At 66.2% G+C, this 13039-nt stretch carries 11 protein-coding genes and 1 pseudogene; 2 read left to right on the forward strand and 10 right to left on the reverse strand.

Features of this window, described 5'->3' with window-relative positions:
* Window positions 1-62: 62 nt before the first annotated feature.
* Complete coding sequence (gene norR, locus CW360_RS04740; protein ID WP_101192999.1) at window positions 63-1598, reverse strand: nitric oxide reductase transcriptional regulator NorR; 1536 nt, start codon at window positions 1596-1598, stop codon at window positions 63-65.
* Between the two features lie 190 nt (window positions 1599-1788).
* On the opposite strand from norR, the gene ytfE reads away from it, so the two are divergent.
* The gene (gene ytfE / locus CW360_RS04745) at window positions 1789-2448 is read left to right on the forward strand and encodes an iron-sulfur cluster repair protein YtfE (protein WP_101192909.1); all 660 of its coding nucleotides are present in this window, start codon (window positions 1789-1791) and stop codon (window positions 2446-2448) included.
* A gap of 63 nt (window positions 2449-2511) precedes the next feature.
* Here ytfE and CW360_RS04750 read toward each other — a convergent pair whose 3' ends face one another.
* The 7 genes and pseudogenes from CW360_RS04750 to CW360_RS04780 all read right to left on the reverse strand — a co-directional run bounded on the left by CW360_RS04750 (window position 2512) and on the right by CW360_RS04780 (window position 10116).
* On the reverse strand, window positions 2512-3759 hold the full coding sequence (locus tag CW360_RS04750) for an acyl-CoA dehydrogenase family protein (protein ID WP_101192910.1): 1248 nt from the start codon (window positions 3757-3759) through the stop codon (window positions 2512-2514).
* A 166-nt stretch (window positions 3760-3925) separates the two neighbouring features.
* Window positions 3926-4363 (reverse strand): hypothetical protein, encoded by a 438-nt coding sequence (locus CW360_RS04755; protein ID WP_101192911.1) that lies wholly within the window; start codon window positions 4361-4363, stop codon window positions 3926-3928.
* A gap of 21 nt (window positions 4364-4384) precedes the next feature.
* The gene (locus CW360_RS04760; protein WP_101192912.1) at window positions 4385-5575 is read right to left on the reverse strand and encodes an NnrS family protein; all 1191 of its coding nucleotides are present in this window, start codon (window positions 5573-5575) and stop codon (window positions 4385-4387) included.
* Between the two features lie 149 nt (window positions 5576-5724).
* On the reverse strand, window positions 5725-6849 hold the full coding sequence (locus CW360_RS04765) for a dihydrolipoamide acetyltransferase family protein (RefSeq protein WP_101192913.1): 1125 nt from the start codon (window positions 6847-6849) through the stop codon (window positions 5725-5727).
* A 22-nt stretch (window positions 6850-6871) separates the two neighbouring features.
* On the reverse strand, window positions 6872-7861 hold the full coding sequence (locus tag CW360_RS04770; RefSeq protein WP_101192914.1) for an alpha-ketoacid dehydrogenase subunit beta: 990 nt from the start codon (window positions 7859-7861) through the stop codon (window positions 6872-6874).
* Window positions 7854-8954 carry a pyruvate dehydrogenase (acetyl-transferring) E1 component subunit alpha gene (gene pdhA / locus CW360_RS04775; RefSeq protein ID WP_101192915.1) on the reverse strand — a complete coding sequence of 367 codons (1101 nt, stop codon included), beginning with the start codon at window positions 8952-8954 and terminating at the stop codon, window positions 7854-7856. Before pdhA ends, CW360_RS04770 begins: the two co-directional genes overlap by 8 nt.
* 130 nt (window positions 8955-9084) lie before the next feature.
* Window positions 9085-10116 (reverse strand): annotated as a pseudogene (locus CW360_RS04780) (Glu/Leu/Phe/Val dehydrogenase dimerization domain-containing protein).
* 146 nt (window positions 10117-10262) lie between these two features.
* Here CW360_RS04780 and CW360_RS04785 point away from each other — a divergent pair.
* Window positions 10263-11336 (forward strand): alpha/beta hydrolase family protein, encoded by a 1074-nt coding sequence (locus tag CW360_RS04785; protein WP_101192916.1) that lies wholly within the window; start codon window positions 10263-10265, stop codon window positions 11334-11336.
* A 65-nt stretch (window positions 11337-11401) separates the two neighbouring features.
* On the opposite strand, the gene CW360_RS04790 is transcribed toward CW360_RS04785, so the two are convergent.
* Together CW360_RS04790 and CW360_RS04795 are read right to left on the reverse strand one after the other, a co-directional pair.
* The gene (locus CW360_RS04790) at window positions 11402-12313 is read right to left on the reverse strand and encodes an SDR family oxidoreductase (RefSeq protein WP_093985064.1); all 912 of its coding nucleotides are present in this window, start codon (window positions 12311-12313) and stop codon (window positions 11402-11404) included.
* A 100-nt stretch (window positions 12314-12413) separates the two neighbouring features.
* Window positions 12414-12959, reverse strand: coding sequence for a DUF1569 domain-containing protein (locus CW360_RS04795; protein WP_101192917.1), 546 nt, complete (start codon window positions 12957-12959; stop codon window positions 12414-12416).
* Window positions 12960-13039: the final 80 nt, after the last annotated feature.

Here is a 13039-nt window from a genome sequence, read left to right on the forward strand (position 1 = left end):
GGCCGGAGCACGCCCATACCCCCTCGGAGGTAAACGGCGGCAACGATTGATCGAGGTCAAGCCTACACCGCCTGCACCCCGAGGCGCCGCGCCAGTTTGCGCAAATTGCTCGGGTCCAGTTGCAACAGGCGCGCGGCCGCCGCCCAGTTGCCAGGATGTGCCTGCAGGGCAGCACGAATGGCCTGGCGCTGGCACTCATCAACCTGCTCACGCAGCGCAGCCAATGGCAGCGCACGGGCCTCGGGCAGCGCCGGCGCAGCGGCTGGCAGGCGCGACTGGCCGCCATCCAGGCCCAGCCAGGGCGCCTCGATACACAGCAAGGCACTGCGCGATGCGGCCTGACTGAGCGCCTTGAGCGCCGCCCGACTGATCACATGCTCCAGCTCGCGGACATTGCCTGGCCAGGCGTAGGCCAGCAGCGCCTGCTCGGCCGCCGTCGACAGGCTCAGGCCACGCAGACCCAGGCGCGCCCGGTTGAGTTCGAGAAAATGCCCAGCCAGCAGCAGAATGTCCTGGCCACGCTCGCGCAGCGGCGGAATGTGCACCGGGTAGGCCGAGAGACGATGGTAGAGGTCAGCGCGAAAGCGCTGCTCGCGCACCTCGTCATGCAGCTGGCGGTTGCTGGCGGCAATCACCCGCACATCCACATGACGTGGCCGATCCTCGCCCAGCCGCTGGATTTCGCCATTCTGCAGGGCACGCAGCAGCTTGGCCTGCACGTTCAGCGGTAGTTCACCCACCTCGTCGAGCAGCAGGGTGCCGCCGTGCGCCGCTTCGAAGCGCCCGGCGCGCTCCTGCCCAGCACCGGAAAAGGCGCCACGGCTATGTCCGAACAGCTCGCTTTCCACCAGGCTTTCCGGCAAGGCGGCGCAATTGACATGGATCAGCGGTTGTCCGGCCCGCGGCGAGTGGGCATGCAGCCAACGCGCAAACAGTTCCTTGCCGACCCCGGTTTCGCCCTGCAGCAACACCGGCAGATCGGCAGCCGCCACCACCGCCAGCTCATCGAGCAAGGCCAGCAGCGGCGGATGCTGGCCCAGGATGACGCCATCCTCGCCGTGCGGCTCGCGTAACGCCGGCAGGCTACGGGCCTGGCGCAGGCTACGCGCCTCACGCTCCAGGCGTGACACGCGCAGGGCCACCTCGACCAGCAGGGCATCCCGCTGCAGGCGCTGGCGGGCGCGCTCGTCGAACGTGCCGGCGCGCCGGCTATCCAGGGTCAGCACGCCCCACAGGCGCCCATCCAGGTACAGGCTGATGCCCAGGCAGTCATGCACGGCCGGAGGCAAACCGGCGGCATCCGCATGCAGCAGGCCATCGAAGGGGTCCGGCCAGGGGCAATCCGCCGCGAACAGCAGCGCCTCACGCTGTGCCAGCAGCGCGGCCAGGCGGGGCTGCTCATCCAGGCGCAGCCGCCGGCCATGCACCTCGTGGGGCAGGCCCAGCAGCGCCTGCGGGCACAGACAGTCGCCATCCAGGCGCAACAGCGCCAGCGCATCACAGGCATAGGCCACCTGCAGGCTGACCAGCAGACGCTGCAGGCGCACCGGCATGTTCAGTTCACCCGTCAGGTCGGCCAGCAAGGCACTTTGCAACAAGGTCAATTCCACTGCGACAGGTATCCATCACCCGATCAATGCCGGGTAGATTAGACCTGCTCCGCGCGACACCACCTTGATCGCCATCAAGCCGCTTCCCGGCAAGGCGCAGCCGCTCTGGGCCAGGCCTTACACGGCACAGTCCTTGCGATGGACAACGCTCTTGTCCGTCACCTACGAGGGCTGCGCGATGCGCGAACAGTTGCTGCAACAAACCCTGGGCCAGTTGGCCAGCCAGATCCCCGGCGCGACGCGCCTGTTCCGTGAACATCAGCTGGATTTCTGCTGTGGCGGCCAGCACACCCTGGAGCAGGCCTGCCAGCAGCCCGGCCTGAACCGCGAACAGCTGCTTGAGGCGCTGCAGGCCCTCAGCCAGCAGCCGGGTAGCGACCAGGACTGGCAGGCCACCGCCACGCCGGCGCTGATCGACCACCTGCTGACCCGCTACCACGCCCGCCATCGCCAGCAGTTCGAGGAACTGATCCGCCTGGCCAGCCGTGTCGAGCAGGTACACGCGGCCAGCGGCGACTGCCCACATGGCCTGACCGATTTTCTGCATGAAATGCGCGAAGCACTGGAGAGCCACATGATGAAGGAAGAGCAGATTCTCTTCCCCATGCTGCTGCAGGGTGCGGGCAGGATGGCCGGCGGGCCGATCTCGGTGATGCGCTTCGAGCATGACCAGCACGGCGACGCGCTGGCCGAACTGAGCGCGCTGACCAACGACATGCAACCACCCGCGGGTGCCTGCAATACCTGGCGGGCGCTGTACCGCGGGCTGGATGAACTGCGCAACGATCTGCTGCAGCACATCCACCTGGAGAACGACATCCTCTTCCTGCGCAGCTGATCAGCACAGCCCGCACGCACATGACCCGCGGCCCGCCCCTGCGAGCCGCGGGTCATACTGCTCTCAATAGTGCGGCGGCGTCAGGTAGGCAGCCGCACTGCCCAGTCGCTCGGCACTGTCCTTGAGTTCCATGCGCGCAATGCTGCGCAGGTGCACTTCGTCCGGGCCGTCGGCAAAGCGCAACGAGCGGCCGAACACATACAGATCAGCCAGCGGGGTATCCGGCGTCAGACCCATGGCACCAAATACCTGCATGGCCCGGTCAACCACCCGCGCATGCATGCGCGGCACGATGGCCTTGATCATGGCGATTTCCTTGCGCGCCGCCTTGGCCCCCACCGCATCGATCATCCAGGCGGCCTTGAGCACCAGCAGGCGGGCCTGCTCGATCTCGATGCGCGACTCGGCGATCCAGTCGCTGATATTGCTGTACTGGCTGAGGTAACGGCCGAAAGTCTTGCGTTCCTGGCAACGTTCGAGCATCAGCTCCAGGGCCAGCTCGGCCATGCCGATCGAACGCATGCAGTGGTGGATGCGTCCCGGCCCCAGGCGCGCCTGGGCCATCATGAAACCATCGCCTTCGCGGCCCAGCAAATAGCTGGCCGGCACGCGCACGTCCTTGAGCAACAACTCGCTGTGGCCTTCCGGCGACAGGTGGTTGAGTACCGGGATATTACGCAGCAGTTGCACCCCCGGCGTATCGAACGGCACCAGGATCATGCTCTGCTGACGGTGTGCCTCGCCGTCCGGGTCGGTCTTGCCCATCACGATCAGCACCTTGCAGTTGGGGTGCGAGGCATTGGTGATGAACCACTTGCGGCCGTTGATGACGTAATCGTCACCGTCGCGGCGGATCAGCGTCTGGATGTTCGCGGCATCCGATGAGGGCACGTCCGGCTCGGTCATGGCAAAGGCCGAGCGGATCTCGCCATTGAGCAGCGGCACCAGCCAGCGCTCGCGCTGCTCGGGGCTGGCAAACATGTGCAGCAGCTCCATGTTGCCGGTGTCCGGGGCATTGCAGTTGAAGACTTCCGAGGCCCAGCTGACACGTCCCATGATTTCCGCCAGCGGCGCGTATTCCAGGTTGCTCAGGCGAGTGCCCGGCTCATCGTCATGCAGTGACGGCAGGAACAAATTCCACAGTCCCTCGGCACGCGCCAGCGCCTTGAGGTCGTCCATGAACGACACCGGGTACTGCCCGGCCTGCACCTCCTGATGCCACTGGCCGATGCGCGGCACGATGTGTGCATCCATGAAGTCGCGCAGCTGGCGACGCAAGGCTTCCACTTTGCTGCTGTAGGCAAATTCCATGAGACAGACCCCTGACTGGCGAAAGGATGGGCGAACAGCCCTCATGGACTACAGCCTAGGCGCTGACCGCGCCCTACAACAGCTAGTTGCCGTCGCTGAATCGCCCGTCATAAGCAAGCCTGCAACTACACGCCACCTTGATCTGGGTCATTGTCGGCAGGGCCGCTCAGGCAAACACGAACAATCCCTTGGCCAGCAAGACAATCAGCACCATCTGCGCCAGCACGGCATACAGCAGCCGTGCCTCGCGGCGCGCAGTCATCTGCCCGCTGCGGCGCAGCCAGGCCAGCGCGCCATAGTGAACGACGATGCTCAGCGCCAGGCCAATCTTCAGCCACAGCAGCAACCCCGCCAGCACCTCGGGGGCTGCTCCCAGCAGGCTGCGGTAGTGCCAGGCCAGGTAGAAGCCGGCGCCATACAGCAGGCCGACCACCCAATGCAGCAACTGCCGGGTGCGTGCCGCCAGGGCCAGCTCCGCGGCCTGGCGCTGCGTATCGGACAGCCCCCGCAAGGCCGCCGGCATGATCAGCAGCTGATAGAACAGCGTGCCGAAGAAGGCGATGGCGGCCAGCAGGTGAACGCTCTTGATCAACCAGAACAACATGCCCGCCCTCCCCGTTCGCCGTCAGCCTGGATGGCCGTCCACCCGTGGCCGACACAACATCGGCGCATACAGGCCCAGATAGATCAGCAGCGCCGCGGCCCAGCAGAGCATGGCCAGCCACAGGCTGAGCGCTGGCCATACCTCGACCAGCAACACGCGCACCAGCGCCGCCACGTTGAGCAGGATGAACCCCGCCGCCATGCCGCGTGGCAGTACCAGTGGCCGCCCGGTATGGCCCAGGCTGACCCGCGCCAGCATGGCCAGAATCAGCCCGGCCATGCTACCCACGGTCAGCGCGTGCAGGGGCGGGCTGGCATTGCCGAGCAGCCCGGCATGCCACAGCGCCATGCCCAGGCAGGCCAGCACCAGCCAGGCATAGGCCAGGTGCAGCGACCACAACAGCGGCACGCGAAGCAGGCCTGGGTCGAACCAACGCACCAGGCGAATGGCATGCCCTGCGCCGAGCGCCAGGAACACTACCGCCACCAGCCAACTGGCCTGCAAAGCCACACCACTGACATGCAGTACGGCCACCAGCAGGCTGCCCAGCAACAGCGCCCAGTCCAGTTTCGGCCAGGCCGCTACCTGCTGCACACGGCCCAGGCCACGCTGGGTAAAGAAGGGAATCACCCGGCCACCGATCAGCCCCATCAGCGCCGCCACCAGCCACACCGCGCCGAGCGCCCCCTGGCGCTGCCAGGCATCATTGGCCTGCCAGACACCCAGCAGATTGACCGCATCGGCCAAGGCCAGCAGCAACAACACCACCACGATGGGGTAATTGCGTGTCTGGCGCACCGCCCAGAGCATGCGCCCCAGGGTCAGCGCGACCAGCACGAAGAAGCCGACATTCAGCAGTACCAGCAGCGCGCCGGGCACCAGCGGCAACCAAGCCAGGCGTGCCGCCAGCCAAACCAGCACCAGCACCAGCAGCGGACGACCACTGGGCGCGGCCTGGCCGGTCCAGGTTTGCCCGGCGGTAAGCAGGAAACCGGCAATGATCGCACCGGCAAAACCGAACACCAGTTCGTGGCGGTGCCAGGCCAGCCAGCCGCCACTCGGCTGCAGGCTACCCAGGTGGCCGAACAGGCCAAGTATCCACAACGGTATGGCGAGCAGCGCCAGCCCGCTGCCGAGCAGGAAAAAAGGACGGAAACCCAGGCGCAGCAAGGGCGGGATCATCAGGGCTTTGCGTTTATCGATAATCTGCATCGCAATTCCAACCAGGTACGAATGAGGCGGCGCGAGCGGCCGGCCAGCGACAGGCTGTCGCAGGGTTAGGATCACCCCTGGCCAGGTCGCCGGCCATGCGTGAGGTCAAGAAACTTCCTCAGCGCGGACAGTTTATCCGACTAATGCACTCAGTTATCACCTCGATCAGCCTGCGCCTGCTGCAAATGCTCGACCAGTGCACGCAGAAAGCGTGCCGCCTCGCCGCCGGTAGCCACCCGGTGATCAAAGGTCAACGATAGCGGCAACACGGCATGCACCTCGGCACGCCCGGCGCAGGCCACCACTTCATCACGGATACCCCCGGCGCCGACGATCGCCACCTGCGGCGGCAGCACCACCGGATTGGCGTAGCGACCGAACAGCGTGCCGAAATTGGACAGGGTCAGCGTGGCACCCTGCATTTCCTGCGGCGGAATGCTGCGGGCCTGCACATCGGCCCGCAGGCGTGCGATCCCCTCGCGCAGGTCGGCGGCGCTGCGTCGGCCGACATCGCGCAACACCGGCACGAACAGCCCGTCCGGGGTATCCACGGCGATCCCCAGATCAAGCTGGGCATGCTGGCGCAGGCTCAGCGTGCGCCCGTCGAACCAGCTGTTGAGCAGCGGCTCGACCTGGCAGGCGTGGGCGATCGCCTGGGCCAGACGCACCAGCGGATCACGTGCCTGCCCCCACTGCTGCAGGTCGGCATCGCCAAACAGGGTGACCGGCACCACTTCGGCATGCGAACGCGCCATGTTCAGCGCCATGCTGCGCCGTACTCCGCGTAGCCGCTCACCGGCAAACGCCGCCTGCTGTTGCGCCGCCGCCGCTTCGACATCGGCACGACTGATCAGCCCATCCGTACCGCTGCCGGTCAGCCCCTCCAGGGCCACGCCGAGCTGCCGCGCCAGCTGGCGTACTGCCGGCGTGGCGCGTGGCGCGGCAAAGGCGCGGCTGCTCGCGACAGCACCAATACAGAAGTCATCGCTCTGCTGGCTGTCGCCGCCCTGCAGGTTGCCAACCACGGTGGCCGCCTCGCCTTCGCCCTGGTAGGCCAGCAGCGGCTCGCCGACATGCAGGATGTCGCCGGGCGCACCAAAGGTCTGCAGCACTTCGCCGGCATAGGGCGCGGGAATATCGACAATCGCCTTGGCGGTCTCCACTGACACCAGCAACTGATCGGCCTGTACCTGATCGCCCGCCTGTACATGCCAGGCGACGATCTCCGCTTCCTGCAGGCCTTCGCCCAGGTCGGGCAGTTTGAAATATTTCATCGGAAGCCTCCCGGTACGTCGTTCACGGCTGGTCGAGGAGCTGGCGACAGGCCGTGACGATATCCGCCACGCTGTGCATGTACAGCGGCTCGAGGCGATACAGCGGCGGTGGGATATCCGCCGCGGCCAGGCGCTGGATCGGTGCCTGCAGGTCGAGGAAACAACGCTCATACAGGCTGGCGGCGATTTCCGCGCCCAGGCCGGCGCTCTGCGGCGCTTCCTGGACGATCAGGCAACGCCCGGTCTTGCGTACCGAGGCTTCCAGGCTGGCCATATCCAGCGGCTTGAGGCAGGCCACATCGAGCAACTCCACGGATACCCCCTGCTCGGCCAGCTGCCGGCTGGCCTGCAGGCATTCGTGGATGCTCGCGCCCCAGCTGAGCAGGGTCAGGTCGCTGCCCTCGCGCAGGGTGAAGCAACTGTCCAGCGGCAGACGCCGGCCATCGTCAGACAACGGCTGCGGGTTCATCCGGTACAGCCGGGTGGGTTCGAGGAACAGCACCGGGTCCGGGTCATCGATGGCCGCCAGCAGCAGCCCATAGGCGCGCGCCGGCGAGGACGGCACCACCACGCGCAGCCCGGGAATATGCGCAAACAGCGCCTCCACCGCTTCACTGTGATGTTCCGGCGCACGAATCCCCGCGCCCATCGGGCTGCGTACTACCAGCGGGCAACTCAAGCGCCCGCGGGTGCGATTGCGCAGGCGACTGGCATGCGAAATCAGGTGCTCCATGGCCGCATAGATGAAACCGAGGAACTGGATTTCCAGCACCGGCCGCAGGCCCTGCGCCGCCATGCCCACGGCAACCCCGGCGAGCATGGTCTCGGCCAGCGGGCTGTCGATCACCCGCCGCGCACCAAAGGCCTCGCGCAGACCGGCGGTGGCGCGGAACACCCCGCCATTGACGCCAACATCCTCGCCCAGCACCAGCACGTCAGGGTCGTCACGCATGGCGCGGTGCAGCGCCAGGTTGACCGCTTCCAGCAGGCTGTAACGCGTCGTGTCATTCATCGACAGGCCCTCCGGCGGGACGCTGCGCCATGCGCTCGCGCCAGGCATCGCGCTGCTCGGCGAGAGCCGCCGGCCAGCGTGCATAGACGTGTTCGAAGAGACTTTCCGGGCTGGGCGCGGTGATGGCTTCGAAACATGCCACCGCCGCTTCGATACGCGCCTGGCAGTCGGCCACGCAGGCCTGTTCGTGCGCCTCGTCCCAGGCCCCCCGCGCGGCCAGAAAACGCTGCAGGCGGCGCAGCGGCTCGGCCTCCCAGGCCTTGCGCACCTGCGCACTGTCGCGGTAACGGCTGGCATCGTCGGCAGTGGTGTGATCGCCAAGCCGGTAACTGAGGCACTCCACCAGGCTCGGCCCCTTGCCCTGGCGGGCACGCTGCAGGGCACGGCCCAGGCACTCGTGGAGGGCCAGCACATCGTTGCCATCCACCTGCTCACCGGGAATCCCCGCGCCCAGGGCCTTTTGCGCCAGCGTGGCAGCCGCGCACTGCAAATGGCGCGGCACCGAAATGGCCCACTGGTTGTTGTTGACCACGAATACCACCGGCAACTGCCAGGCACCGGCCACGTTGAGTGCTTCGAGAAAATCGCCCTTGCTGGTCGCCCCGTCGCCGCAGGTAGTCACCGCCACCCGTGCCTGGCCGCGGATACGAAATGCCGAGGCCACGCCACAGGCATGCAGGGCCTGGGTGGCAATCGGCACGCAGGGCGGAAAATCCTCGGCCACCGCTGGGTCGGCATAGGCACTGCCACGTTCATCACCGCCCCAGTAGAGGAGGATTTCCTCCATGCGTACCCCGCGTAACAATTGCACGGCGGTATCCCGGTAATAGGGCACCAGCACATCCTCGGCGTGCATCAGGCTGCCCAGTACCACGCCAATCGCCTCCTGGCCGAGGGTTGGCGCATAGGTGCCGATACGCCCGGTGCGCTGCAGCGCCACGGCTTTCTGGTCGAACAGACGGGTCAGCAACATCTGCCGGTACAGCACGCGCAGTTGCTCGGTATTCTCGGCGCAGGCCGGCAGCTCGCCCAGCGGCTGGCCATCGGCTTGCAGATAGCGGGTCAGAGGGACCTGCGGTTGCACGAAGGGCATAACGACACCTCCCACGGCAAGGGCCAAGCGCCGGGTAGGCGCTGAGCCGATTACCCACCTGGGTAAGGCGGGCCGGGTATGGCTCGACGCTTAATAGGGCGTTGCACAACGCGCGACGTTGTTTAACGGCCTATTGCTGCGCCGCGCCGTGCAGCAGCGCCTCGGCACGCGCCACGGCAATGCGCGTTGGCGAGCAGTTGTGTGCCTGTGCCTGGGCGTAGATGTCAGTCAAGCGTAGACCGATCTGCGCCAGCTCGGCGGTCAGTCGGCTGGCCGGCTCCCCCAGGTAATGCAGGGCGGCATGCAGGAGCGCACCGATGTTGATGACGAAATCCGGGGCCAGCAGAATGCCACGCGCTTCCAGGTCCTCGGCCAGCTCGGGAGCGGCCAGCAAGCCATCGACCGCACCAGCCACTGCCGCGCAGCGCAGGCCAGCGACGCGCCGACTGTCCAGCAGGCCCTGCCCGCTGCAAGGCACCAGCAGGTCACAGGGGCTGGCCAGCAACACCTCGCTCTCCAGCACCCGCGCACCCAGCTCGTCTTGCGCCAGTTCCAGGCGCCCCGCATCCGCATCGCTGACCAGCAGTTCCACGCCAGCGGCTGCCAGCTGTGCGGCCAACGCCTAGCCGAGGTCGTCGAGGCCATGCACGGCTACGCGCAAGCCACTCAGGTCGTCACTGCCCAGGCGTGCCATGGCCGTGGCACGAATAGCGGCGAACACACCCAGCGCACCGTGCAGGGCCGGCTCACCCTGCGTCGAGGTGCCGCCGACATAACGCGTGTATTGCGCCAGGCAATCCATGTCGGCGCATGAACTGCCTTCATCGGCGATGCCTACCACCCGCCCGGATAGTTCATCCAGTACACGGCCAAAGGCTTCGAAGAGCTCGGCGCGGCTACGCACATGCGCGGGCCGGCGCAACCAGGCATGCCCGCCGGAAAACGGCAGGCCAGCCAGGGCGGTACGGTAGCTCATGCTGCGTGCACGTTGCAGCGTGCGCTGCAACGCCTGGTATTCATCCTCCCAGGGCAGGTAGCTGCAACCCGCCAGCGCCGGCCCCCGCTGCCCCGGCTGCACAGCGATGATCGCCTGCAGGCCGCTGCGCGGATCCTGCACCAGATGTAGCGCCTGCGCGCCGCTCGACTGCATCTGCCTGAACATCTTCACGCTCTCCGGGGCTTCATGCGCTGAGTATAGGTGGCAGCTCACCGGCAGCCAGTCATCCTTCCCCCCATCTGGGCGATGGTCGCTGTTCCAGGCCGACGTAGGCTGTGCCCACCCCAAACAACAACAAAAGAGGGTTCACCATGCGGCAACTGCTGCTTTCCTGCCTGCTCTGCCTGTGCGGTCTGGCCCAGGCCGCCACCGGCGTGTTTCCCGACTCGACCTTCAACAACCTCGATCATGGGCTGTACTGGTTCGGCTATGGCGACACCTGGCAAAAGGCCGTGCCCGGCCAGAGCAATGCCTACTACAACGCCAGCAAGCCCACGCTGATCTATGTGCATGGCTGGCAGAACGGTTCGACGCAGAAGAAGAACCGCGAGACCTTCAACCGCAAGGACGCCGGCGGCCCGGATCTCGACCTGGCCTATGCCTGGCTGGCAGCCGGCTACAACGTCGGCATCCTCTACTGGAACCAGTTCGCCGACGAAGGCGAGGTGAAGGACGCCGAGGCGAAGATCTGGACCGCCAGCAGCCCACGCGCCATGCGCTGGCGCAACAGCAGCGGCGTGTACAGTGCCGGCCCGAATATCTCGGCGGGTGAACTGCTGTTTCGCAGCTATCGCGACAACCTGGCTGGCTACAGCGGCAGCAATATCCGCCTGGTCGGTCATTCGCTGGGCAATCAGCTGGCCATCGTGATCACCAAGAAGATCAGCGATGCGGTCAGCGCCGGCAGCATGAACAGCAAATTGCTGCCCAAACGGGTAGCCCTGCTCGACCCTTTCTACTCCAACCAGGCCAAGAGTTACCTGGGTAATAAGTGGGTCGGCGAGGTCTGCCGCAGCTACGTCAGTGAACTCAAGAGCAAGGGTGTGATCTTCGAAGCCTACCGCTCCTCCGGGGCCAGCAGCACCGGCTTCATCGGCGACAGCAACAGCGGGCTGATGAACATGACCGCCTTCAGCGAGCTCAAGCCCTGGTACTTCGCTTCCACCCAGCTGACCGAGAAGCACAACGCGGCGGTCTGGCACTACCTGTGGTCGTTCAGCTTCAACCCGCCGCTGATCAGCGGCACCAGTAACCAGGCCGCCTCGGCCAGGACCAGCGATAGCCGCATCGGCACCCTGATGAACGGCACCCAGAAGCTGGTACAGGACCAGGGCGCCTATACCAAGGAACCCTCGGACGACAATTTCAAGCTGCAGGCACGCTGAAGCCTGGGGCGCACACGACAAGGCCGGCGAAAGCCGGCCTTGTCGTGTCTGCGGGAAAAGCCGGATCAGCCGGCAAAGCGCTGCAGGTTGGCAAGCATTTCCTTCATGGCCTCGATGTTGTCCTTCGGATGGGCCGCCCCCGCGAAGTCACAGATCTGCGCGAAGTTGTCCGCCACGTCTTGCGGACTGAAGCCGGCGCGCGGATCGAAACCCACGCCCAGGCTGCGTTCCCAGCGCACCTTGCCCATCCAGCCACCGCCGACTTCAAACAGGCTGCCGGTTTCCTGGCACGCCTGACTGGCCAGGAACACCACCAGCGGACTGACAAGTTCGGGCTTGAGCTGCTCGAACACCTGCGGCGGAATCAGCCCCTCGGTCATGCGCGTGCCGCCGGTAGGCGCGATGGCGTTGACCAGGATATTGCTCTTGCGGCCCTCGATGGCCAGGGTGCGGGTCAGGCCATACAGGCCCAGCTTGGCCATGCCGTAGTTGCTCTGACCGAAGTTGCCGTAGATGCCGGAGGTCGAGGAGGTGAAGATCACCCGGCCATACTGCTGCTCGCGCAGGTGTTCCCAGGCCGCGCGGGTGACCTTGTAGGCGCCTTCGACGTGGACCTTGTAGACCAGCTCCCAGTCGGTGTCTTCCATCTTGTGGAAGGACTTGTCACGCAGGATGCCGGCGTTGTTCACCACCACGTCGATGCGCCCGAAGCTGTCCATGGCCTGCTGGACGATTTTCTCGCCATCGGTCACCGAGTCATGGTTGGCCACTGCGCTGCCGCCGGCCTCGCGGATCTCCGCCACCACGCGGTCGGCCGCCGAGGCATTGGCGCCCTCGCCATGAGTACTGCCACCCAGGTCGTTGACCACTACCTTGGCGCCCAGCTGGGCAAACAGCAGGGCATGGGCGCGCCCCAGGCCGCCGCCGGCACCGGTGACAATTACCACTTTGTCGTCAAAACGCACGGTATCACTCATCACAGACCCTCCCGTTCGGCTTAGCTATGGACGGCCAGTGTGCGCAGCGCGCAACGCTCCGGCAAGCAAGGCGCTCGGCGCTGAATGCACGGCGATAAGGTCAGGCTATGGGCTGCCCATTGGCGCGCAGCAGCGCCAGATGGTTGTACAGGTGCAGCACGTGGGCCAGGGCATACTCGTCATGACTCAGCTCGCCATAGGCAAAGTGCGCCGCCAGGCGGCCACGATGCGCGGCAAAACGCGCAAAGGCCAGTTGCAGGCGCGCCAGCGCCACACGCACTTCGCCAGGCTCGTTCAGCTCCGGCGCACCGGGAATCGCCTCGTCAAGTGGATGGCGCATCGCACCACGCGCGGCAAACACACTGAAGGCCAGCGGCCCAGCCGTGTGGCGGAACCAGGCGGGCTTGAGCTGGGGATAACCATCGATCGAATAGTCCACGCTCTGTGCGCAATGGTTGAACACCATGGCCGGCGGCCAACCCGCCACGCTGTGCAGACTGGCCTGCGCCAGACGCTCGAGCAGTTGCATGGCTGCCGGTAGGGTCAGGGCGGCCGGCGCCGCCGCCAGGGGCAGGCGCCAGTAACTGGTAGCGACGGCGCCGAGGCCGGCCACGCCGAGCAGGCCAAGCAGGTGTCGACGTTGCATGATCAGTCCTCTTTAACAGGTCGTTGAAAAACGTAGGCGAGGCAGGCAAGACAAGGCGAAAACGGCCGAAAAGCGCAGTT

The sequence above is a fragment of the Pseudomonas fluvialis genome (genome assembly GCF_002835605.1).
Classification (GTDB): domain Bacteria; phylum Pseudomonadota; class Gammaproteobacteria; order Pseudomonadales; family Pseudomonadaceae; genus Aquipseudomonas; species Aquipseudomonas fluvialis.